Raw genomic sequence first — 23750 nt, 5'->3', positions numbered from 1 at the left:
TACTCTAAAACGTTAATTTGGTATTATAACTATTCAGCAATATTTGCAATATTTAGTTTGTCATTAACTTGAATAGCAATAGCCTTTTCAACACTAATATCCTTTATCCTAAAAATTTTCCCTGGATTTTTATATGGGTTTTGGTCTTCTGAGTAAGAAACAAGTTCTTGTATGTTAGTAATTTTTCCTATTTGTTCTTCAACCTCGTTAGTAGTTACAACTTCGTCAGTCATAAGATAAGTAAAGTTATACATTTTAATTACGGCTGGTGAAAGGTTAGTAAATTGAGCGTCGCTTAAATTGTTTGAATTACATCCCGAATGAAAAATAGAAATACAAATTAAACCAATTGTTATTGCTTTTTTCAATGTATTCACCACTTTTTAATACATGAAATTATAATTTTAAAAAGCAACAAATTTTACGAAAACAGCCAATATTAAATCAGATTCCCGGAATGGAAATCATTATATCGGTTCCGTCTACTGTACTCTGAAAGGTTGATAATAGCCTTTGGAATCCATATGGAGCTTACCTCAATGTTATGAATCAGTAAGGTTTTTATCATTTTGTATTCAGAGTAATATTGAACATTACCATCTAAAATTTCTTTGTATGCTTCTTGTTCACTCTTTATTTGAATATCCCTGACTTTGTCATAAGTAATAGGATTCGGACAGTAAACCATGTTTTGAACGGTCTCGTGTCCGAATCAGGCAGGGATTCAGACAGTAAACCATGTTTTGAACGGTCTCGTGTCCGAATCAGGTAAGGATCACCAGTAGGTAGAAGTGGTAAATGGTATGTTATTCTTTGATACACTTTTTATCATTTAGGGGTAAAAACTGTGCATTGCTCCAATCTCAAAACTAAACTTCCCTTCGCAGCGCGCTCAGCACATCAACCTGAGTGGCGCGTTTAGCCGGACGCATGCCCGACAGAATGGTCACGACATAGCAGATGACAAAACTGATTACTGGCAGCGACCATGGTATGCTGCTGAACGTCAGCCCTTCCGGCGGATTTTCGCCGAATGCCTGCTTGATGATGAGCGGCAGGCCGAAGTTGACGGCAAAGCTAATTAAGTAAGCGACTGCCGTACCGATCATGGCTCCAATAATGCCGATATAGCTGCTCTCCAAAAGGAAAATGCTTTTAATCGTTTTTGGATTCGCGCCGATCGCTTTCATTATGCCGATGTCCTGCGAGCGCTCGGTGACCGCCATTGTCATCGTGTTGTAAATGCCTATTGAAGCAATCAGGACGGCGATCGTGCCGATGAAAATTAAGCCTGCTTTTACAATCGTGAACATCGTATTAACATTCTTCAATTCATTCACGACCGAGTAAACATAATACTTATCTTTCTCAAGTTTATCTGAGATTCCCTTAACCGCTTCAAGATTTTTCGCGTATACCTTCACATCATCATAGGAATCGTCCGGTAGCGGCTCGAATTCCATATTTGGGTTGTTCGGATCCTTCATCATGCCGCGCGGGGTCCCGGTGAATGCTTCGATTTGCTTCATCAGGCCTTCGGAAATAAAAACTGTCCCGTCATGCACCCATTGTTTTGAAGGCTCTTTTCGTATGCCTGCCACCGTAACCTCAAACGATTTTGTTATTTCTTTTCCATCCTCAAACTTCCGGACGGTCAGTTTAAGCGTTTTTCCAAGCAATGATTCGCCAACCTGGTACTCTTTCTTTATTTTCCCTGTATTGTCGTACAGGTCATCGCCCTCAAAATTCTTCGGGACAAACCCATCAATGAAATTGTAGCCAAGGATGATTTCGTTGTCTTTTTCGGCGACCTTTCCTTCAGACAATTCAAAGCCGGCTTTCAGTTCGGAAGGCATATGGGTGACTACCGTCCGAGCGAACGCTTCGTGGTTACCGTATTCAAAGTACCCTTCTTGCTGAAGGGATTTTCGCCTTGTCACTGCCTTAACATTATCGATTTTCTCAAATTTGGCGATGTCTTTATCGGTAATTTGGTGGTTACCGTCTGTACTTTCTTGCTTTCCAGGCACCTGTATCTCGGTTACAATCTGCCGCTCGGTGATTTCTTTTACGACCGACTTATGCAGCCCGAATCCGACCGAGGCAAGGACAATGAGGAACGCGCTCCCCATCGCCGCCGCCAAAATCGTCATGAACACGCGTGTCTTGCTTTTTTTCATATTTTGCCGGACGAACCGGAACTGGTCTTTAAGCTTCATGCTGTAACCCCCTCGTATACCCTGCCGTCCCTAAGTTCGATTGTACGATGCCCGACCCTTGCCACTTGTTCGTCGTGCGTGATGATTAGGAAGGTAATGCCGAGCTCCCGATTTAGCTGAACGATGAAATCAAGAAGCTCCTTTTCCGTTTCGCTGTCCAAGCTGCCGGTCGGTTCGTCTGCCAGGATGATTGGCGGGTTGACGACGAGTGCCCTTGAAATGCTGACACGCTGCTGCTGGCCGCCAGACAATTCGCCCGGATAATGGTCGCGGTACTCAAGCAGCCCGACTTTCGCGAGCATCTCCTCGGTTTTCTTTTTTCTCTGTGCCTCACTCATCCCTTGCAAAACGAGCGGCAGTTCAACATTCTCGTACGCCGTCATGCTCGGAATGAGCTGGAAGCTTTGAAAAATAAAGCCCAAATGTTTGATCCGGAAATCGGCGAACTTCGCTTCATTCAAGCTGGAAACTGTGGTTCCGTTAATCATTATCTCGCCTTGCTTCGGGCGGATGAACCCACTTACTAGATTCAGCAGCGTGGATTTCCCAGAACCGCTACGTCCGACAATTGTCACGATTTCGCCCTTTTCAACCGAAAGCGAAACGTCCTTCAGCACAGGAATAACCGTTTTGTTCCCCTTTTTCCCAATTTCAAAGTCATGGGACAAATCTTGGATTGTAATCATTATGAATCTCCTAGTCTATTTTTTAATAAAGTCATGCAGGCAGCTTATCCAGCACCGCCTTTTTCAAATAAAGCCTGGCGCGGTACAGCCTTGTCCTAACCGTCCCTGATTTCAAGTTCAGGACCGATGCGATCTCGTGCTCTTTCATCCCATAATCAATCCGCAGGACGAGGACATTTTGGTACTCCATGCCCATCCGGAAGACGGCGCCCCGCACCTCATCCCTAAGTGTCATGAACTCGATTTTCTTCTCGGTCGATTCAGCGGCCCCCTGCTCAGATATACGCTGCTCCATCACAGTTTGGTCGGCCGGCATCCATCGCTTACGTTTTTCCCCCCGGACGAAATCAATCGCCGTCCGGCGTGTAACGGAACAAAGCCAAGCACCGATTTTCCCTGAATCCTGCACCGTACCAAGCTTTTTATATGCTTTTAAAAAACTCTCCTGGACAACATCCTCGGCGATGTGCATATCCCTGGTGATATTGTATGCAATTTGTTGCAGCTTCCCAGCATACGTTGAATACAGTTGGTCAAAATCCAGCTCCGTCATCCGGATGACCCCCTTTCGCTTGAAAAAATCCTTCCATGTAATATCGCTTTTAGAAAATACCTACAAGGTTAAAAATGGGCTTTTATTACACCCTGCCAGGATATAAATAGCTTTCATTCATATCCGCGATTTTTTAAAAATCCCTTCCCCTGTAATCTGGGACACTTTTTAAAAATGATTTTTAATAAAATCCGGCACATTCTTTTCGTCAAGAGTCCTCATTTCCTTCATTCCGTACGGTTTATAAACAACGACCGCGACATATGAATCCCTTTCTCTCCAGCCATTTGTTGACTGGTCCAATGCATTCTGAATGTCTTTTTTGTCTTTAATAATTAAAGTACTTGGATCCTCTTTCATCGGGCCCGAAAGCAATTCTTCGATTCCGTATCGGTTAATCAAATCCGTCGAGTTTTTTATAACAGCGATGTAGTCCACATCCTTTGCGGAGACGATTGCCTCTTCAAAAAGCCCGTTTTCGTTCAGCCATGCGGCAAACTCCGTGTAGGACTTTTTAAACTCGAGTTGGACCACTCCCTGATACGATTCGATTTCGATGACCGCCCTAGTACCGACCGGGTTTTTCCATTCTTCATACGACTCGTTTTCGACTTCTCTTTTTAAAATGGCGAGAGCCTCTTTACCCTCTAGGCTGTCGGAAATCACTACTCTTTTGTTTAATCCAACGCCATCGTTTATGCGGATTTTCCGTAACGACGATTCTTTTAATTTGAAAATTGGATGGGTCGAATGCTTGTATTCCTTTGTTAACTGGAGGGGCCTGAGCCATGTTTCATATTCTTCGGGCGTGATATTGTATTCACGGACTACAGTTCCACCATCTTTTAGTTCGTACTTAAAGAAAAACTGCTGGGTGATCCGTGGGTCCTTCCGATTTGTGGTTTCCCGTTCAAGAATGGCTGAATGAAGGCTCCTGGCCATTTCGATCGCCTCTTCGCCTTTCAGTGGAACCGGGCGATACAACCTATGAGATTCATCCTGGGGTCTAATTACAAAATTTGAGACCATTACGCTCTTAATTTCATTTTTGGCAGGAATATGCTTTTCGTACGGGCCAAAAGCCTGCAGGCCTAAAACCAAAAGGACAATTACTCCGGCGTATACCGCAAACCCGCGAAGATTTCCAAAGACCCGCCATGTCTTTTGCAAGACCATTTCAGCAACAAAATAGCCGATAATCGCGCCAAATGCATAACCAAAAATCATCCATCCAAGTGTATGCTGGTCGTTCCCAAAATACATTCCGCCGAGCATCATGGTGCAGACGGTCACTCCGAATTTGAAAACAACCTTCAGCGAATCAAACGCAATTGCATCGGAGGCGGCTTCACTTTTCCTTTTTTGATAGATGAATAGGCCGAGCACATACAGAACTGCCGATATGGTTAAATAGATCAAAACATGCTTCCCGCCTATGTGCCCGTTTGAAGTTTCCATCACGGTGAAATGCGTAAGCGGCGATAAGTATTCAATATTGTGGATTCTGTAGTAGCTGCTCGGAAAACCATATAAAAGCATGCCGAGATTGTAGATGACCAAAAGCGATATCCCAGCCGGAAACAGCAGGAAAATATACGTAAGTACCGCCTGCACCGCTGAAATTCCGGTGACCATTGCGACAAAAACCCCAGCGAGGTAAAAGATGAAATTGAAAACGAGCGTAAGCCCCACCCAACTTGCAATATCCCCAACAGACATGTACAAATTCCAGCCATATACGGTATGCAAGCCAAGAATGATTAACGCAATCAGCAGTATGGGTAGCGCAAGGAAGACCAACCCCGCAATCGTGTAGAAGTTATAAATATGCGCTCTCTTTATTGGCAGGCTGTGCATGAGATCCGACCATTGCCTTACGTGCAGGAAACGGTACAGGAAAACCGAAAAAAGGACCGGTGCGGCGATCATAAGGACGAATTGGATGCCAAATTCGTACTGGAACAAAGTTTCCCTTGGCGCCCACACATGCAATTCCCTGTCCGCGTACATCATCATCATTCGGATTGGCAGGATAAAGAGCAGGACAAGGAAATAGACGATCGATATCCAGCCAACACTCCGGACGACCTGGAGGATCATATCCCTATTAAACAATGACATTCTTAATGGCATAGCCGATATCCCCCATTTCATAGATGAAAATTTCTTCAAGGGTAAGCGGTAGCCAATCGAAAATGACCGGGCTGGTCTTTTTGATTAAACCTACTATTTCGTCTTCGCTGCCCCTAACAATCAGGACCTGTACACTTCCCCGTTTTTCGGAGTGGAGTACGTTCAGTTTTTCTGTCAGCCCCTCCGGAATTCCATCCTTGTAAGCGAGTTGGACTTTGTGGATGTCTGACTTCAAATCATCAATATCTTTTTCGAGAAGGAGTTTCCCTTTATGTAAAATGCCAATGTGGTCGCAAAAATCCTCAATCTCACGCAGGTTATGGGATGATATCAAAATCGTCATTTCCCTTTCAGCGACATCCTGGACGAGCAGGTTCTTTACCTTCCTGCGGACAACTGGGTCAAGTCCATCCATCGGCTCATCGAGGATCAGGAAATCCGGCATCGTCGATAGCCCAAGCCAAAACGCCACTTGCCGCTGAACCCCTTTTGAGAAAGTATGGATTTTCTTGTTCATATCAATCTCGAAAACTTCTTTTAGTTTTTCAAAACGCTGCCCGTTCCAGCGGGAATACATGCTCCGGTAAAAATGGGCCATCTGCTTTGTGGTGTACTGAGGCAAGAAATATGGCTGGTCCGGAATGAAGAATATCCTGTCCTTCAAGGTTGTATTCCCGTAAACCTGCTCCCCGTCCATCGTCATTTCGCCGCTGTCCTGTCTGTAAATACCGGCCAGCATTTTTATGAGTGTCGTCTTCCCCGCTCCGTTTGAACCAATCAATCCGTATATCGAACCTTGCCCAATGTTCATGTCCACGTTTTGAACGGCAGGCTGGCTATTGAACGCTTTTCTAATTTGTTTCACCTGAATCATTTCAGTCTGCCCCCTTTTTGGCATCTGTCTCTACAATCATGGCCTGCAGTTCCTCCACCGTCACGCCAAGATACAACGCTTCTAAAATTAGTTTCTCCAGTTCCTGCTTCACCTGTGAAATCTTCTCCTTATCCATCCCTTTTGCAATCGGGTTGACAAAGCTGCCCTTGCCCTTCAGCGAGTAAATAAACCCTTGAATCTCCAACTCGCGGTACGCCTTCTGAATCGTGTTCGGATTAATTGTCAATTCCTGCGCAAGCGTCCTTACAGAAGGCAGCTGCTCATCAGCCTTCAGCACTTCATTGACAATCAGTTCCTTCAGCTTTTCAACAAGCTGCTCATAAATCGGCTTCCGGCTCCTAAGGTCAAGATCGAACATGATGACCCCCTATCTGTACTATGTGTACTAGGTGTACTATTACTCTTAATACAGTTGATTATATTCGAAGGTTAGGAAAAAGGAAAGCATTTTGTGGAAAAATTTTTAGGGAAGTTTTCTGCCACACTTTTTTTCCATAAAAAAACCTATTTCTCTTAGAAGAATGGGTTTGGTTTTGAAGTACAATATTCTAATTTTCAGTGGTATTCGCAGGGAAATTCGCATTTAAATTAGCTGACACTCTTGCAGTGAAATTAGCACGCAAAAAAACTCGAAGCCATTATGGTTCGAGCCTTTTTTAACGTATTACTTTGTTGAAGGTTAGCACCCGTAGTTCAGTAAGAACAACGAATAAATTATTACTTCTCTTTTGGCTATGTTAAATAATATTGTTAATAATCCCCGATAAATAAAGGACCTCCAGGGAGGTTCTTCTATTTAATCACTTACATGTGTTTCTATGAACTTATTAACATATTCGCTTATCTCTTTATATCGAGTCCAATGGAGATAATGATTTCCTTCTAACGTAACAAGTTTATTTGAAGACCCGTTACTTAACTGTGTTTGATAAAAAGTTATTTTTGATTGGCCATCTTCATTTATGTTTTCTTCTTTCGGAGTAAAGATCATGACAGGTATATCAGACGGGAACGTCATACCGATGGTTTTATCGATATTATGATGTATATTATTTGTTTCATTAGATACATTTTTATTAAAGGAATTCCAAACTGAAATGGCTTTGGTCATCTTTAAATTTTCTTCGGAATACGTTTCTTCCTCGGATAGGGGAAAGAATAGATCTGGAATCACAAATGATGCCAATCTTACAATTCCAGTTGGTGCTACATAAAATTTAGGCATTTCATGGGAAGCAGAGACCTTTGGCATTGTATGGGAAAAGTGGTGATTAAACCCTGGCAATGTGGGATCAATCCCTATAACTGCTCTAACTTCATCTGGATATTTATTAGCATAGTACATACTATAAATCCCAGAAATGGAGTGTGGCATTAATATATATGGTCCCTCTATGTTTGACTTTTTTAGAGCAGTTCTGATTTCCTCTACTATATTTTCCACTGTTCTTTCCTTATTAGTTAAATCACTCCAACCATATCCAAAAAGCTCTACAACAACAATTTTATTGTTCTTTAACATCTCGTTAATCAAAGGTTCAAAATCTAGCACAGGTGCAACCGTACCCAATCCACTTAATAAAACAATTGTATTTTCACCATCACCCTTTGTAAAGACATGCATATTGTTTCCATCCACTTCAACTAATTGCCCTATTGCTGGGTATTTTTTTTGTTCATATGCAGTCATAGCGTTATTCAAAACGATCAGAATAAGGAGTGCCGCTACTATAGTCAATGAAATATTTCTCATAATAATCCAAAATTTAAATTCTTTTTTGGTTTTCACTTTTTTCACTACTTCCTATAAAAATATAAATTTGGATTTTTGATAATTTTCCCATTCTATCTATGAAAAATATTTGATGTCATACAATCTCCCTAAATAAGAATTATCTCTAATTACCCCTAACAATAACAATTTCTTTTGTAATCCTTATGCGAATTCTTATTGAACTATTCTGTACCGTTTCTTCAATAAGGATTTCAAAAAAATTCCCGTCTGGATCACTGTACTCGTTTGCAACTTTAAATTAAATATCGTTGAGAATCTCTTTATCAAACCAAAGATCTTCATAATCATCAGCAATTAAAAATCGCCAGCCAGGTGCCAACCCTAAATATTTTTTAATATTTGGTACCCATTCATCAATATGTTCAATGTGAAGAGGAACAAAAAAATCAGGATCTTGGGAAAATTCGTCACCTGCCCGTATGAACCAGCCAGAAGTTCCTTCTTCTGGAAATAGACGAAGTCCGTTAATAGGAAATACACCTTCTTTTACTTTCTTGGAAATCCCTAATTTCAATTTGTCTGCTGCGGCGAAAAATTTAGCACCATATTTTTCACAAATCACTTTTTGTTCTTTCTCAATATTAATTGATATAAGATTCTCCCATTTTTACTAAATGTCTCCCTTAATAATTCAACGGGAATTGTCCACTTCCTTCTTTCACTAATCTTTGAAAAATTTATATGTATTCAGAGTTTAATAAGCCTTGTTCAACTATCATGAACGGAAGATCGTACAATGGAACAAATGATGAAACCGAAGAAAGGGGTATTGAGATGACTTATAAATTTAGCATTATGACACAAGAACAAGCAGAGGCTATTGCTTTTACCTGGCATTAAGATGGTCAGTACTCCTTTTATGATCTGGAAGCTGATAAAGAAGATTTAGAGGAGTTTTCAAACCCGAAAAAACGAGGGAATACAACATATGCTGTAACAGAAGAAAATGAATTGGTTGCTTTTATTAGTTGTAATAAGGTTTCTCATAGAAATTTCGAAATTGGTTTAGGCATGAGGCCAGATTTAACTGGAAAAGGCAATGGGAAGGAATTTTTAAAGGCTACTATAAGTTTTATTAAGACGGAATTTAAACCTGAAAAAATTACATTATCAGTTGCAACCTTCAATAAAAGAGCGATAAAACTATACAGAAAAGTTGGATTTAAAAATGTAGATACCATTATGCAAGAGACGAATGGCAGCACATTTGAATTTCTCAAAATGGAATATATATGTTAATGCTGTTTTTAAACGACCTTGCGCATACTTTATTATGAATTTTAGACGATGGTTAAATTGAGGAAACGGGTTGGTTTTGAAGTATAAAATTTGAATTAACATGCTTTTCGAACGGAAATTTACAACTCAAGTAGCAGACCACAGTAAAACAAAAAAATGCTGTGAGCGGTTATAAGCACACAGCTTTTTATAGTAGAGTGTTGTTGTACATAAACACCCGTTACTTCAATAAGATACTTTACATATATCTGTCGCTATAATTTCTTCTTTACTGATAACGTTAAAGCTTGCCATAGTTTCAGTAATAGTTTAAAAAACCAATAAAACAGAAAAAAATTAAAGATTAATCCCAAAGGTTTAAAGGTAGACACCCCAACCCCATGATATTCAAAAGCCTCAGCAGGGAAACCAAAATAGATAATCCCATTACTATGGACGTGATAACCAATTTTAGGTAAGAGAGCAAATATTATAGTTGAAAAAAGACTAAACAGATATAAGTTCTTTTTTGTGGAAGTCATTTTATTTTTGGGGCTTAATAAACTAAAAAATACTAATACAATTAACCCAATGAGTAATAATAAATTCAACATTTCTATCACTCCTACCATTTCTATCCTCCTTAAATAAAGCTTCAGCAATAACAATTAATAAAGTACCTATATGTCCAATGACAATATAATAAGACCCTATCTACAAACGATTTCTTGCTTTTTTACGAAAATAGACTATTAGAAGAGAGAGTAGTATGGAGGCAGATATAAACATTAAGTAGGTGTTTAAATTAAAATATTGTTTATTAACGTGTATAGACATAAAAGAAGTGATGCTCTCAATATACTGCCAGTCAATAAATCCAAAATCTTCTTTGTGCATTTCTGCCAAATGATTTTTATATTTTAGGAAGGCACCCCTTTGATATAAAATTGAAATTACCAATTGAATAAAGGTAACAGAAACACCAAAGGATAAAGCTTCAGGTTTAATAGTTTTTTCATTTAAAATCTTGATCCATAAATACACTAGGCAGCAAAACATAATTAGAATAACACCCAATAATAAAATTGCAGGGTTCCCATTCCCTGATGTTTGACCAGGTTCTGGATTCGTTAAATTGCAGATCCAAAATATCGGTATCACTATTACATTTATTCCTATTATGAAAATTATTTCTCTTTTAATAAAAATACCCCCATTTTCTTATTAAAGTAACCCCCGTTCGATAAGAAATTCAACAAAAAATGGCGGTAATCCTCTTCTGGATCATCACCCGCATTTCAATAAGGTTCCCTATGAGAAATCCATAATTACATTCTAAATCAGCATCGCAGTATCTTTCAGCAATGTTTAATCTCTATTATCTAATAAATTTATACAATCAACTTCCAAATGTTTGGATGTATTATTTTTGTCATAATAATCGATAATTTTACCATTCGTCGCTCCGTGCCAATCCCTTTCACAAAACTGAACCACTTCTTTGCCTTTTTTCGAAACCCCATAATAATAATACATATTTGGTTCATCCATAAATGCAACAGTATAATGGCCGTGATAGTAGTCTTTATTTACTCTATGCTTTGGTTCAACATAATGGGACTCACTTATTTCATCATACTCATATCCTTGTTTCTTTAAATATTCGGGAACATATCTGTTTGCAATAAATTTATGAATTGGATTTCCAAAGTTCAACAAATAAAATCCTACCAGAGGCACCAATACAAAAATCCCTGTAACAATAATAGTTATCCTCTTTAACATCCTAACCGCTCTCCTTTTTAGTGTAATTTTACACCAAAAAGAACTATCTGTCACAGGTATTAAAAAGATATCTGACCATAACTTAAATTTAGCGAAAATCTTTACAGAAGAATTATAGATATTTGCCGCTGTGCACCACGGTTTCAGCAGCTTTAAAAGTCGTCATTACTATAGCAATTAGTTTCTTGGTAAGCACCAATTCTGTGCGGATTAATGCTGCTTAAGTTTAGAATGTTAAACCTCAATTTTACCCAGAATAGTATCAATCCGTTCACTTTCTACTTTCTTATCAATGTATTCGAATAAACCAATTCGATTTCCCCAAGGGTCTGAAAAAGTGCACCACTTTACTGGAACTTCCTCACGAGAAAACACTTCAAAATTTTCAACCTCTAACTCACTCACTAACCTTGACTTTTCCGCTTCTAAATCCTTAACAGCCACACGAAGAGGACCACTACCTGAAGAAGGTATTCCTTCAGCTACTTGTAACCAACATCCTGGTACAACCTCCCATTCCACAAATCCATCGTGCGGGATAAAATCTGGTGCATTTTGCAAGAAAGTTTGATACCACTTATGTCCTTCTTTAATATCTGTAACACGAATCTGATAAGTCATTTCAAAAAACAATAAAATCCCTCCCATAATATCCTTTGGACTTATTCTATAAAAAGATAGTTTAATCTTTCTTATCAAACTCACCTTATGTTGAATAAGTTCTCTAACCACTTTAACATAAATAACCAAAATTCTGTTTATCAGTTTAGTACACCAACTCGTATAGCAATTAGTATACGAATTGGCACGTTGAAAATAACTTTGCTATAGTGGCAAATTTAGTGCTAAAACATCATTAAATTCACAGGAAACCTTGATATTTCAACAAAAAGATGATGTCCAATTCAGTTGGGAATTGGACTGCTAATTTGTGTGCGATTTAAATTTTTGTACTCGAAAAACCGAAAAAGACTCCCATAAAAGAAAAAACCTCTAACCCGTTTCCGGATTAAAGGTTTTCTGCCAAAGCGCCTTCGCTTGGAAATTTCTTTTTCTGAATGTAGAGGAGCCTGAAGGACAGCGCGATTCCAGCTGCTAAAAGGCCAATTGTCAGGCCAATCCAGTATCCCGGTGCGCCCAGGCCTGTGTTATGCGCCAAAATGTAACCAATCGGCAAACAGACGAGCCAGTAGGCAATCAGCGTCATGATGAAGGCGAGGTTCACGTCCTTGTAACCACGGAGTGCCGCAAGTGCGGTTACCTGGATGGCGTCCGCAATCTGGAAGAACAATGCGTAAATCAGGAACGATCCGGTCAAGGCGATAACAGCCGCGTCATTTGAATAGAGGCCGGCGACCTGATCGCGGAACAGTACGACAAGAGTTCCAGTACTAGTAGCAATGATGATGGCAAGGATGATGCCAAGCCAGCTGTAGGCCCGGGCATCCCGGTACCTGCGCGCGCCCACTTCGAATCCGACGAGCACGGTCTGAGCCATCGAAATTGAAATCGGAACCATGTACAGGAACGAAACAATATTCAAAGCAGATTGATATGCAGCGATGGTTGTGACATTGAACTTTGAAATGAGGATTGTTACGACGGCAAACATGCTTGTTTCAAAAAAGAGCGACAACCCCATAGGGATACCGATTTTTAAAATTTCCGCAAAACGGTCACGCGAAAACTCTTTAAAATTGGCGAAAGACACATAAGCGGAAAAAGGATCCTTCGTTTTGATGATAAAGGCTGTTATACCCGTAATGATCCAAAACGTAACGGAAGTCGCAATCCCGGCACCAGATCCGCCAAGTTCAGGAAAGCCAAGATTTCCGAAAATAAGCACATAGTTCAGGAAGAAATTGACCGGAAGCGACATCAGCAGGATCACCATGACAATTCTAGTTTTGCCAAGCGCGTAAATGAATGAACGCAGCACGTTGAAGATAAACAATGGAATGATTCCAAACCCGAGATTAACCAGGTAGTTGTTCGCTGTTTCATGAACACGCGGATCCAAATCCATCGCGTTCAAAAGTGGATTTAGGATGAGCGCCCCTGCAAAGATGACAATCAGCGCAATACCAATCGCAAGGTAGATGCCGTGAGAAAGGATTGAGGAAACTTCATGGTCTTTCTTTTCCCCAAACTTTTGCGCGGCAATGGGCGAAACCGCGAGCAGGATTCCGCTCAAGCCTGTGAAAACCGGATTCCAGATCGACGAGCCGATTGCCACACCAGCAAGGTCGGCCGGATTGTATTTTCCGGACATAATCGTACTGAAAAACACCATTGAAAACATCCCAAGCTGGGTAATCAGGATTGGGATCAGCATGATAAAAATTTGTTTGATTTTTTCCTTCGTTGTAAATGTCTGATACATCTCAATGCTCCTATAATATAACAATAATGCAGGTTACCATTTAACCCATAAGAAAGAGTATAACAGAATTGGCGGAATAAGAAACATTTTGCTTCCTGGGGGGCGTATCTTTTAAAAAAGCTTTCTCCCAATATTTCTCGGGTCATCTTCCTACTTTTATGCCAAAATATCCTTTAGCTTTAATTCCCAGGATTCGGAAATGATTAAAGCGTGAAACCCGAATCACTCTAGCTAAATTTAATACCGACGGCTTTAGTTGATTTGGTTCCAACTAATGTGCATGATTTTCTTAACTAATTTTCCTATACTTTGAAGAGGGATAAGAATCTTAATGTCGAATATACATTTAAGAATGTGGTTTACACTTCCAAAATAGGAGGAACCTATGGTCACATTGCACAGGTATTTCATTGGAAGTTCGTTCAGTTTTATCGCTTTTGTACTTTCCGTTTCGTTTTTTGATTTCCTATTGAGTATCCTTTCATTATCCAGTGGCTATCAAGAATTATCCTTCATTGTTTTATCAGTCTACTCCATTCCTTTCATTTACGGTACTACCCTTGCCACGGTGCTTACCTATGTACTTTTGAAAAAATATATCCCACGCTGGAACTATATCATTCATTGTTTACTGGCAGGAGTTCTATTCTCACTGCTATTTGGGCTTGTCCTTTTTGAAAGATACTTGGTCGGTCTGCTGACGTTCCCGGGTACGTACGGAATCATGATTGGGGCCGCGGTTTTCTCATTGGGAAACTATATCCCTTTAAAAAAGGCCGCTGTGTATGCCTACTTTATCCCGCTTTTTGCAGCAGCGTTTTCCGTTATGTATGTAAATATATATTTTTAGTGTTAAAGGGCAGTCAAAAGCTAAAGTTTTGGAGGTACGTGCATGGTTTTGGCAACCTTTAGGCGGAAAATCAAGGCTGGCTTGCTGACGATTCTTTTTTCCAGCATTGCTGTGTGGTTTTATTTTTACAAAGAGATGAATATAGCCATAATGTCAATGGTCCTTCTCATCTTCGCCGCAGCCATCATGACATATGGGCTTGCAGCTGCTTGCTTTGCTGAATATATTTCAAGCAAACTTTCCTCTGAAAAACTGGCCTTCCTTGCAAGGTTCCTGATGCACGTACTTTTCGGGCTTATCCTAATTAGAGGTGAATTCTTGGTCGTATACAGCCTGGGCGCCTCGCTGATATTCTTTTGTGTTGATGAAATTCTTCGGGCGAGAGGAAATCACGTTGCGAGACATGATTTAATTGGTGAATAACATATGGTTTGTCAGTACGATTATTCAATTAAACAAGATGGAAAATGGCGGATGTTCAGGTTTTCAGAAGAAAATATTTTAATTGAATATATGATTGATGATATGCAAAGCTTTGCCAGCCCAATTTTTTACGAGCATTTTGAAAAGGTTCTTGACGGGTCGAGTCAAAAGGAATCAACCGGCGGCAACATGGTGTACGTAGAGATTGGGAAGAATTTTACCGAAATAGGCATGGGGTTTACAGACGACGTGCAGGCAAAGTGTTTTAATACGTTCGCCTTGATGGCAATCATAAAGGAATGGATTCACTTAAATACAGATCTTTTCAGGTAAATACAGTCCGCACCCTATTAGGGCAGCGGACTATTTCTTTTCGCCAGCTCAATGATTTCCTTCAAATCATTTGTGAAGCCCTTAACAGCTTTATCTCCATACACAGTTACGGGCACGCCAAGGTATCCGTACTGATCGACTTCCTTTTTAAAAACAGGGTCCTCGGTAATATTCCGCGCTTCAAACGGGATCCCCTCCTCTTCAAGCACCCTCTTCACCATCGTGCACTCGATGCAGTCATTTGTCGTATAAACGAGAACCTTGTCGGCCAACTGGAACATCCCCTTCATATTTGTCAAGTGATTTATTTTGAAAATTCACAAAATTTACACTTTCGGTAAGCGTTTTCACTGTTGTATACTTACAAAAATAAATATATAAATCATTGTTTAAATGGTACATATACATTTAACAATGATAACAGAGAAAAACAGCAAATGGGGGAAAACATCATGATTTGTTTTTGCGAGGAGCTCGATTACGAGAAATATGGGCTTGGCGGGAAGGTTGTCATTTTGGAAAGTAAGGAAACAATCCTGCAGTCGTATGGGCTGAAAAGCGCCCGCTATTTGGAACTTGCCGGTATTGATACGAGGCTTTTGACCATGTTTTATAAATCGATGATGCCAGGTATCGACTGGTTCATCGTCGTTTACGATTACAACCAATTTTGCGCGGACCTTGAAGTAAAGGAAGCGATCATCTGGCATGAACTTGGGCATATTGAAAATCCCGTTGAAAAAGGCCAGCTGAGTGTGGAATCCGAAATCCGCTGCGACGAGCTGGCAATCATGCGCGGCTACAAAGAAGGCATGAAGCGCGTCCTTGATATGACAAAGAAAATGGCCAGAGCGCTTAATAACCAGCTGCTCGACGATATGACAAGCGAACGCTTGATGAGGATTACAGGTTGATGATCGCGGTTGACCATCCTAAAACAAAAATGCGCGGGACTTTGCCTACTTGAAAAAGAGGCTGATTTCCCGGCGCATTTTTTCTTTGTTCTCGGCGAATTGCTTGTGCCGGTGGCCGTTGCTCCCCGACGGATGCGGGAAGCCTGCTACTAAATAGCTGGTATCCAGCTGCGCGCTTTTGCCAAGCTCCTCAATCACCCGCAAGACATTCACTCCGAGTGGGATAATTAGCGGTGCGTTCAAAACCGAATGCTCCTTGGCAAAATAGGTTTCAATCTGGGAACGGAGCAATTCTGTTTTCCAAGGGTCCGGCCTCGCTCCATTATAATTTTTCCCGACAAAAAAGACTGCATGCGGCAGGATGAATGCGGTTTGGACCAAATGGTTTGCTTTTCCGAACAGGTCCATTGTTGTTGGAATACCGAGGTGATCCGCGAGCCCAAGCTCGTCCAGCATCGCAACGAGATTCCTCCGCATCGGCCCTTCAAAGCTTGACTGCTTCTTTACTTCGCGGAGGATTTCCTCATCCGGAGCGTCCTTACCGCGAAAGCCATGGACAGTTTGGTAGGCAACCCGCATCTGGTGCATTCCCGGGGTTATGCCCGCAATCAGGATTCTTGCACTCGTGTTTATGTATTCAAATGGCGAGTAAAAGATTTCGAGCTTCCGCTGTACGTCTTTTTCCAAAAGGAATTGCCGACTCCTTAAGTCCTCGTCCCGCAAAGGGAATGGCAATGAAAAGATTTTTTGCTTGTATTGGCCGAACATTGATGTTCCAACGATTCCCATTGCAAACCCCTGATTTCTTTAAAAAATTATGTAGTTTACCCCCCGCACAACACGAGGGGCACATGGCAATTATTTATTTAAAACCCATTCCTCGATCGCCTTCGCAACCCCGGATTCATTGTTGGTGGCCGTTACCCAATCCGCTTCATCCTTAACAGCAGGCTGAGCGTTCCCCATCGCGACTCCAATGCCGGCTTCTTTAATCATCATCATATCGTTCAAGCTGTCGCCAACCGCCATGACATTTTTCATGCCAATCCCAAGAAACCCGCACACTTTTTTAAGGGCTTCCGCTTTATTGATCCCGATGGCGTTGACCTCGATGTTGGTCGGGGCTGAATTACTGATCTCCAGTTCCTTTTTTTCACGGAGCAGCTTCAAAACAACTTCCCTCACTGCGTCATCAGGAATATCGAAACCAAACTTCAGCCACTCCTGGCCGGAGAGGTTTTCCGGCATCTCCCTTCGGTAAACCCGCTCAGTGCTGATTGCCCAGAAATGCGTGTTATACTTTTTCGAAAGGTCAAACATCCATTCCATCAGCGGAAGACTGACCGGGTTCCGCTCCACAAGCTCCCCCTCCGGCCCCCAAATTTCCGCGCCGTTAATGGTCACCAGGTAGGAAGACAATTTAAGGGAAACGGCATAATCCTGGCATGTCGCCAAATTGCGTCCCGTGCTCAGGACAACCTTTACACCTTTTGCCTCTGCCTCACGAATGGCCCTTTGGTTTTCCTCCGAAACTTCATGATGGTCATTCAAAAGTGTTCCATCCATATCCAACGCGATTAATTTAATGTCCAATTGGCCCTTTTCCATTTCATAACACCCCAAATTCTCTCGGTTGTTCTAATGTCCATCTTAACACGTTGCCAAAGTAGATGACATTGTTATGCCTTGGTAGGCCGCTGCTATACCCTCATTCTCCCGCCGCAATCCGCGCGAATTCCTCCAGGGTCGTCGAATATTTCACGTACGTGCGCGGCAGCTCATAGTTCTCATCTGGCGTATTTCTTTTTACAAAAGGCCCGGGAGTTGTCGTCAATCCAAACCGGTAGTATTTTTTTGTTTCGTTGATCACTCTCTGGTTCGCATTGCCGTACGGATACGAAATCGCAATCACTGGCCTGCCGGTAATTCGCTCAATTTTCTTCTTCGATTCCCCTAGCTCATACTCGTAATTCGTGATTTTCGTCAGATCGGGATGGTTGGCCGTATGCGACTGAACCGAGAACATCCCGGATGAAGCCAGCTGCCGCAAATCCTCTTTCGACAAACGGTTCCTCCTCCCAATAAAGTCGGAAATGACGAACAATGTCGCTGCCGGCTGGAACGTTTCACCCCTTATTTTTGAAAAAATGGTCGCCACACTCAGGTTATTCTTATACCCATCATCAAACGTTATGAAAATCGGTTTGGCAATCCGGCCGACTTCATCCCAGCGTTCAAACGTAAGCGGCGTAAAACCGTTCGCTTTTAAGTACTCCATTTGCTTTTGGAAATTTTGCGGCGTTACATACAGCTCCTTCTGGCCCGTCCCTTGGAACTCCGCGATAGAATGGTACACGAGGATAGGGATTTTCTTTTGGGCAAGTGTGGTTGTAGGAAAAAGAACCATTAGCCAAGCCGCCAATAAGAGGATACGTTTTTTCATAAGGATTCCTGCCTTTTTTAAATAATATTTAGTGTTGTGCAGGAATCCAAAACTTATTAGAGAAACTATATAAAGAACTTTTTACGAGGAGTGAGCGTTCATGAAACAGGTAATAACGCCTTATTTAAGCTTTAACGGCAATGCGAGGGCTGCTTTGGAACGGTACAAGGAGATTTTTGGAGGGGAACTTGAGCAAGTCCGAACTTACGGGGAAGCGGATTTCCCTACTCCGCCAGGCGCTGATGATCTGCTTATCCATGGCCGCCTGCGTGTTGGCGAGCTTGTGATTATGGTGTCAGACGCCGCCCCTGGCCGCGATGTAACCGCCGGGAACAATGTTTCGCTTGTCCTCGAATTCGAGAGCGAAGAGGAAATCAACCATGCTTACGAGTCGCTTTCAAGGAACGGCGACGTCTACATGGAACTGCAAGACACCTTCTGGGGAGCGAAATACGGCAAAGTCCGCGACGAATTCGGGATTATCTGGGATTTGAACTTTGAAAAAGGACAGCAGTAAATTTCGGGGCAGAGACGATAGTAAAATTGAATGCCGAAAAAGGAAGCCGTTTGGTGCGGCTTCCTCTTTTCTATTTCATTGCTTTGTATATAAGGGTAAAGTTCGCGTCTATTATTGCTAATCCGGATGTGCGACAAAGATTGGGCCATATCCTAATAAGGTGTCGCACAAATCCAAATGAGCGACAAAGATTGGGCCATATCCTAATAAGGTGTCGCTCAAATCCGGATGAGCGACAAAGATTGGGCCATATCCTAAAAATGTGTCGCTCAAATCCGGTTGAGCTACAAAGATAGGGCCATATCCTAAAAAGGTGTCGCACAAATACGGATGTGCGACAAAGATTGGGCCATATCCTAATAAGGTGTCGCTCAAATACGGATGTGCGACAAAGATTTAGCCAAATCCTGAAAAGGTGTCCCACAAATACGGATGAGCGACAAAGATTGAAAGGAATGCCTTAAAGCTGTCACTCAACCGGTTTTGCAATACATTTTACGATAAAAAAACTCGCGTCATCTTCCAACAGATAAGGCGCATCGTCATCACTAAGTGTATCTGGGATTGATAGCCTTTCCGCCGACTCTTGGAGCATCAACTGTTCCCTCTCTATTTGGAGCTCGTATTCAAGTTCCTCATGAAGATAATAGTAGTCTTCATCTAGATTATAATAGTCCTCATAATGATTATAAGATTCCTCACCAAAAAAATAGTTTCCTTCTGGGTCGCGTCTTCTTAGGTAATCATCCACCCAAGCGAGGCTGGGATCTGTCAGGGCTTTTTTCCTTTGCTTTGCTTCCCTTTCCTCCCGCTCAATTTCAGCCATTTCCTTATGCGTGATCCCATATGGCGCACCGCCCGATGTATAGCCAGCAATAAACGCAAACGTCTCATCCGAATCGTAGTCGAGGCCCCAGTAATCATTGTATCTAGTTTTCTTTTCCATTTTATTTTTCTTTTTCTTCTTTCCCATGTTACATTAATTCCCTTTTTATTAAAGTTATTGTTCAATTTTAAAAGCTTACGTAAAGAATGCCAAGATGATTGCTTTTGCCAAAAGGTTTACAGGCTCATTTCTGAATTTCCTTGGTGAACGAAAGGCCAGCCATCCGAAACCCTTCCGCCATAACCTTGATTTAATTTTAACGCCGAAGTCACTCTCGACTTAGGTCTTTTCCAACCGGCTTTTCGTAAAATTGCCCTTGGGTTCCCGATTGGCGGTGCAAACACTGTTGTAGAATGCCTTTGCCAGATTATTTGGTTTTTATGCAATTTTATGAGCAAAATTCACACACAAAGAAGGGACACTTGTTCAAAAGTGCCCCTCCCCTAGCCGGAGGAAAGTCCCAGCCTCCCTATCTAATCAACCAGTATTCCTCAACCCTGCGGCAATCCCGCTGATCGTGAGCAGCACCTGGTTCATGAGCTCCTCGTCGGGCTCGTCCATTTTTCGCAGTTCCTTAATCAGCTCGACCTGGATGAAGTTGAGCGGATCCACATAAGGATTGCGGCGTTTAACGGAGTCGCGAATATTCGGTGAGTGCTCGAGCAGCTCCTCATCCTCCGTAATCGCAAGCAGGATTTCTTTCGTCCGATTGTATTCATCCTCGATATCCCCGAAAATTCGATTCCTGATTGCCGTATCCTCCACCAAGGCGGCGTATTGCCTTGCGGTCGAAATGTCGGCCTTCATAAGCGCCATCTGGAGGTTGTCGATAGTCGAGTGGAAAAACGGCCACTTTGCATACATTTCCCTAAGCAAAGCCAAGTTCTCTTCACTTTTACGAGCAAAGCTCTCCAGCCCAGTGCCCGCCGCATACCATCCTGGTAAGAGCTGCCTGCTTTGTGTCCAGGCAAACACCCATGGGATTGCTCGCAGGTTTTCGAATTGCGCACTGTTTTTCCTTTTCATCGGCCGTGATCCGATGTTCAGCTCGCCAATTTCATGGAGAGGCGTTGCCTGGTTAAAATATGTCAGGAAGTCCCTGTCTTCGAACACAAGCGATTGGTATTTCTTTAATGATGCCGCGGATATTTCCTCGATTGCCCGGACAAACCGCTCATCGCGGATGTCCTGTTCCGATTCGGTTGAGACGTGTGCGGCCACCTCAAGCATCGTCGACGTTGCCTGCTCGAGACTTCGGTAGGCGATGTCCTCAAGCAGGTAGCGTGAAGACAGTACCTCGCCCTGCTCGGTAATCTTGATGCCGTCGCCGAACGTTTCCGCCGGCTGGGACAGCAAGCTTCTGTTCAGCGGGCCGCCGCCACGGCCGAGCGAACCGCCGCGTCCATGGAAAAACTTCAGGCGGATGTTATGTTCCCTCGCCATTTGATGGATTTCAAGCTGCGCCTTGTACAGCTTCCAGTTGGCCGTCATCGTGCCGCCGTCCTTGCTGCCGTCCGAATAGCCAAGCATGATTTCCTGGCGGTTGCCGAGCATTTCCAAGTGATTCCGATATACAGGCATATTGAACAGCGTTTCAATGATTTTCGGTCCCGCAGTCAGGTCATCGATTGTCTCGAGCAGCGGCGCGACGTTCAGATACGACTCGACCGTTCCGTCCGCATGGAGCTTGTAAATGCCCGCTTCTTTTGCCAAGACAAGAACTTCAAGCAGATCGCTTACCGATTGCGTCATGCTGACGAGGTAAACCAGGATGGATTGTTTCCCGAATTCCTCATGCGCCTTTTTTATCAGCTGGAAGACGTTGATCATTTCCTGCGTTTCTTTTGAATAATCTTCGTGTAAAAGTAAAACCGGCCTTGGGTCGGCGAGCAGCCGTTGAAGAAGTTCCTGTTTCTCCTCCTCGCTCAGCGATTTGTAATCCTCCGCGATACGGACCTTCCGGAGAATTTCCGTAATGGCCGCTTCATGTTCGCCGCTGTGGTTGCGGATATCAAGTGTCGCGAGATGGAAACCAAACAGCTTGACCTGCCTGATCAATTTTTCCAAAAGCTTCAGTTCATGATTGGCAGGATGGTGCTGGTAAACGCTGTTCCTGATCATTTCAAGGTCGGCGAGCAGCTCCTCGGGCTGTTTGTAACCGGTCTCCTCCTTGCCAACAATTCTGACACGCTCAATCATGACCGCGAATTTCCGCCGATACAGTTCCTCGGCCACTTTCCACCGTTTCTCTTCCGGCAAGTAAGCCTGCTCATCGTTTGCGACCGACTCGATTAGCTCATCGCTCATCTTTACGTGGGCCGTTGAATGGCTGAACCGCCTCATCAGTTCGACGAGGACTTCGCGGTATTTTTTTAAAACAAGCCGGCGTTGCCTTTTGAGTGTTTCCCATGTCACTTCAGACGTTACATGCGGATTGCCGTCCCGATCACCGCCAATCCAAGACCCGAACCTAAGGAACGTCGGAACCTTCCATGATTCTTCCGGATAATACTCGGCAAGGCATTCCTCGACTTCCTGATGAATTTCAGGGAGTACGTCAAAAAGTGTATGATCGAAATAATACAGGCCATTCCGCACTTCATCGATTACGGTAGGCTTTCTGTCACGGAGTTCATCCGTCTGCCAAAGGGCGACCACCTCGTTGAACAGGCTGCCTTCAATCTTTTTACGCTCCTTTTTGGAGAGGAGAGGGTTCTCGAGGCTCTTCAGAAGGTCGGCGATCCGCTTTTGGATTTCGAGGATCGACCGCTTTGTTGCTTCGGTTGGATGTGCGGTAATAACGAGTTCGAGTGACATCCCGTCTAGCACCTTTTTGATGACCTCGGCGCCGATGGAATGCTCTTTCAAAGAAAGAATGGCATTTTCAATCGAGCCGGGCTGCTTGTTCGCATCTTCCTGCAACTGGTACTCGCGCCGCCTCCGGATCCTGTGGTTCTGCTCGGCTATATTAATCAAGTGAAAATAAACGGCAAATGCCCGGATGACCTGTTTTCTTAATCCAGGGTCCAACTCGGAAATTTCCCTTTTCAGTTCTTCAAATATCGTATCCTCAAACGATTCGCGCAGAAGCTTGAATTTCAGCCTGATTCTTTCGACTGTCTCAAAAAGTTCCTGCCCTCCGTTGTACTGAAGAATCTCACCAAGGATATTCCCCAGCATTTTTACATCCCGCCTGAGCGGAAGGCTGCTGTCATTTGCTTTCAATTGTGTCATTTACTCACCTTCCTACAAACTACATTACAAAAAGTTTTTTCTACTATAGCACGAAAGTCCCGTTTTGTTCATTTATTAACATTGCATTTTAACTGCTTGTTAATGAATTTTTTTAAAATGAATAAAAAAAATCCTTCAAAATTTGTTGAAGGCTCTTCTTTAGAGGATAACACTATTAAGCTTTTTTCCTAATCTGATTAAGGGTAAACATTAAGCCTGTAAAACCAGCAGTAAAGGAAGGCGGAAGGCTCCATAATAGATAATGCCATTGTCCGGTAATCACTGAAACCAAAAAGAATAGTAAGGGAAAGCCAATTAAAACGATTAAGGAAACGGATAGTGCGAATTTAGAGCCTTTATTCATACGTACTCCCCTCATTCCAAACCCTCATAAAGGGCTATTTGGCGATAACTGTAAATTCTATATTAACATAGGTTTACTTTTCTTAAAACTATCAATGGCAGTAATAAGGCAAGGAGGCC

26 protein-coding genes and 1 pseudogene are annotated in these 23750 nt (G+C 42.5%); 6 read left to right on the top strand and 21 right to left on the bottom strand.

All coding sequences use genetic code 11. The features are described from left to right. Nucleotides 1-29: 29 nt before the first annotated feature. From RB160_RS03235 to RB160_RS03195, 9 genes are all read right to left on the bottom strand, one after another. A complete protein-coding gene (locus RB160_RS03235) occupies nt 30-368 on the bottom strand; it encodes a hypothetical protein (protein ID WP_316568760.1) in 339 nt (112 codons plus the stop codon). A 501-nt stretch (nt 369-869) separates the two neighbouring features. Further along, nucleotides 870-2219 carry an ABC transporter permease gene (locus RB160_RS03230; RefSeq protein WP_316568759.1) on the bottom strand — a complete coding sequence of 450 codons (1350 nt, stop codon included), beginning with the start codon at nt 2217-2219 and terminating at the stop codon, nt 870-872. Next, complete coding sequence (locus tag RB160_RS03225; RefSeq protein WP_316568758.1) at nt 2216-2905, bottom strand: ABC transporter ATP-binding protein; 690 nt, start codon at nt 2903-2905, stop codon at nt 2216-2218. Before RB160_RS03225 ends, RB160_RS03230 begins: the two co-directional genes overlap by 4 nt. Before the next feature lie 31 nt (nt 2906-2936). Continuing rightward, nucleotides 2937-3458, bottom strand: coding sequence for an RNA polymerase sigma factor (locus RB160_RS03220; protein WP_316568757.1), 522 nt, complete (start codon nt 3456-3458; stop codon nt 2937-2939). Between the two features lie 168 nt (nt 3459-3626). Next, nucleotides 3627-5591 carry an ABC-2 transporter permease gene (locus RB160_RS03215; protein WP_316568756.1) on the bottom strand — a complete coding sequence of 655 codons (1965 nt, stop codon included), beginning with the start codon at nt 5589-5591 and terminating at the stop codon, nt 3627-3629. Next, entirely contained in the window at nt 5566-6465 is a 900-nt protein-coding gene (locus RB160_RS03210) for an ABC transporter ATP-binding protein (protein WP_316568755.1), read from the bottom strand. The genes RB160_RS03215 and RB160_RS03210 overlap by 26 nt, the downstream gene beginning before the upstream one ends. 1 nt (nt 6466) lies before the next feature. Beyond that, the gene (locus RB160_RS03205; RefSeq protein WP_316568754.1) at nt 6467-6844 is read right to left on the bottom strand and encodes a GntR family transcriptional regulator; all 378 of its coding nucleotides are present in this window, start codon (nt 6842-6844) and stop codon (nt 6467-6469) included. 438 nt (nt 6845-7282) lie between these two features. Beyond that, a complete protein-coding gene (locus tag RB160_RS03200; RefSeq protein WP_316568753.1) occupies nt 7283-8275 on the bottom strand; it encodes an alpha/beta fold hydrolase in 993 nt (330 codons plus the stop codon). Between the two features lie 244 nt (nt 8276-8519). Continuing rightward, entirely contained in the window at nt 8520-8843 is a 324-nt protein-coding gene (locus RB160_RS03195) for an immunity protein Imm33 domain-containing protein (RefSeq protein ID WP_316568752.1), read from the bottom strand. Between the two features lie 212 nt (nt 8844-9055). Between RB160_RS03195 and RB160_RS03190 the strand changes: the two are divergent. Beyond that, nucleotides 9056-9520, top strand: a pseudogene (locus RB160_RS03190) (GNAT family N-acetyltransferase). 254 nt (nt 9521-9774) lie between these two features. On the opposite strand, the gene RB160_RS03185 reads toward RB160_RS03190, so the two are convergent. From RB160_RS03185 to RB160_RS03165, 5 genes are all read right to left on the bottom strand, one after another. After that, entirely contained in the window at nt 9775-10131 is a 357-nt protein-coding gene (locus RB160_RS03185; RefSeq protein ID WP_316568751.1) for a hypothetical protein, read from the bottom strand. Between the two features lie 82 nt (nt 10132-10213). Continuing rightward, complete coding sequence (locus tag RB160_RS03180; protein WP_316568750.1) at nt 10214-10660, bottom strand: hypothetical protein; 447 nt, start codon at nt 10658-10660, stop codon at nt 10214-10216. A 207-nt stretch (nt 10661-10867) separates the two neighbouring features. Continuing rightward, complete coding sequence (locus RB160_RS03175; protein ID WP_316568749.1) at nt 10868-11284, bottom strand: DUF3139 domain-containing protein; 417 nt, start codon at nt 11282-11284, stop codon at nt 10868-10870. A 234-nt stretch (nt 11285-11518) separates the two neighbouring features. Then, entirely contained in the window at nt 11519-11917 is a 399-nt protein-coding gene (locus RB160_RS03170; protein ID WP_316568748.1) for a VOC family protein, read from the bottom strand. A gap of 376 nt (nt 11918-12293) precedes the next feature. Beyond that, a complete protein-coding gene (locus RB160_RS03165) occupies nt 12294-13667 on the bottom strand; it encodes an MATE family efflux transporter (protein ID WP_316568747.1) in 1374 nt (457 codons plus the stop codon). Nucleotides 13668-14052: 385 nt separating this feature from the next. On the opposite strand from RB160_RS03165, the gene RB160_RS03160 reads away from it, so the two are divergent. From RB160_RS03160 to RB160_RS03150, 3 genes are read left to right on the top strand one after another with little or no spacing between them, the layout of a single operon-like run. Continuing rightward, complete coding sequence (locus tag RB160_RS03160; protein ID WP_316568746.1) at nt 14053-14517, top strand: hypothetical protein; 465 nt, start codon at nt 14053-14055, stop codon at nt 14515-14517. Between the two features lie 42 nt (nt 14518-14559). Then, the gene (locus tag RB160_RS03155) at nt 14560-14940 is read left to right on the top strand and encodes a hypothetical protein (protein ID WP_316568745.1); all 381 of its coding nucleotides are present in this window, start codon (nt 14560-14562) and stop codon (nt 14938-14940) included. 3 nt (nt 14941-14943) lie between these two features. Next, nucleotides 14944-15273, top strand: coding sequence for a hypothetical protein (locus RB160_RS03150; protein WP_316568744.1), 330 nt, complete (start codon nt 14944-14946; stop codon nt 15271-15273). A gap of 17 nt (nt 15274-15290) precedes the next feature. Here the strand turns inward: RB160_RS03150 and RB160_RS03145 are convergent, their stop codons facing one another. Next, a complete protein-coding gene (locus RB160_RS03145; RefSeq protein ID WP_316568743.1) occupies nt 15291-15545 on the bottom strand; it encodes a glutaredoxin family protein in 255 nt (84 codons plus the stop codon). A 180-nt stretch (nt 15546-15725) separates the two neighbouring features. On the opposite strand from RB160_RS03145, the gene RB160_RS03140 reads away from it, so the two are divergent. Next, the gene (locus RB160_RS03140) at nt 15726-16187 is read left to right on the top strand and encodes a hypothetical protein (RefSeq protein ID WP_316568742.1); all 462 of its coding nucleotides are present in this window, start codon (nt 15726-15728) and stop codon (nt 16185-16187) included. A 45-nt stretch (nt 16188-16232) separates the two neighbouring features. Here RB160_RS03140 and RB160_RS03135 read toward each other — a convergent pair whose 3' ends face one another. The 3 genes from RB160_RS03135 to RB160_RS03125 form a co-directional block, all read right to left on the bottom strand. Further along, nucleotides 16233-16976 (bottom strand): uracil-DNA glycosylase family protein, encoded by a 744-nt coding sequence (locus RB160_RS03135; RefSeq protein WP_316568741.1) that lies wholly within the window; start codon nt 16974-16976, stop codon nt 16233-16235. Between the two features lie 69 nt (nt 16977-17045). Then, nucleotides 17046-17795: a Cof-type HAD-IIB family hydrolase gene (locus RB160_RS03130; protein ID WP_316568740.1), complete on the bottom strand. Its 750-nt coding sequence runs from the start codon at nt 17793-17795 to the stop codon at nt 17046-17048. Between the two features lie 100 nt (nt 17796-17895). Continuing rightward, nucleotides 17896-18630 (bottom strand): polysaccharide deacetylase family protein, encoded by a 735-nt coding sequence (locus RB160_RS03125; RefSeq protein WP_316568739.1) that lies wholly within the window; start codon nt 18628-18630, stop codon nt 17896-17898. A gap of 100 nt (nt 18631-18730) precedes the next feature. Between RB160_RS03125 and RB160_RS03120 the strand changes: the two genes are divergently transcribed. After that, complete coding sequence (locus RB160_RS03120) at nt 18731-19147, top strand: VOC family protein (protein ID WP_316568738.1); 417 nt, start codon at nt 18731-18733, stop codon at nt 19145-19147. A gap of 117 nt (nt 19148-19264) precedes the next feature. On the opposite strand, the gene RB160_RS03115 is transcribed toward RB160_RS03120, so the two are convergent. The 3 genes from RB160_RS03115 to ppc form a co-directional block, all read right to left on the bottom strand. Continuing rightward, nucleotides 19265-19522: a hypothetical protein gene (locus RB160_RS03115; protein ID WP_316568737.1), complete on the bottom strand. Its 258-nt coding sequence runs from the start codon at nt 19520-19522 to the stop codon at nt 19265-19267. 94 nt (nt 19523-19616) lie between these two features. Further along, nucleotides 19617-20120, bottom strand: a complete 504-nt coding sequence (locus RB160_RS03110; protein WP_316568736.1) for a hypothetical protein — start codon at nt 20118-20120, stop codon at nt 19617-19619. Nucleotides 20121-20510: 390 nt separating this feature from the next. After that, nucleotides 20511-23267: a phosphoenolpyruvate carboxylase gene (ppc, locus tag RB160_RS03105; RefSeq protein ID WP_316568735.1), complete on the bottom strand. Its 2757-nt coding sequence runs from the start codon at nt 23265-23267 to the stop codon at nt 20511-20513. Between the last annotated feature and the right edge of the window lie 483 nt (nt 23268-23750).

Origin of the sequence: Neobacillus sp. YIM B06451 (genome assembly GCF_032667185.1) — a bacterium.
Taxonomy (GTDB): Bacteria; Bacillota; Bacilli; order Bacillales; family Cytobacillaceae; genus Bacillus_D.
This window is presented reverse-complemented; position numbering and strand designations above follow the sequence as displayed.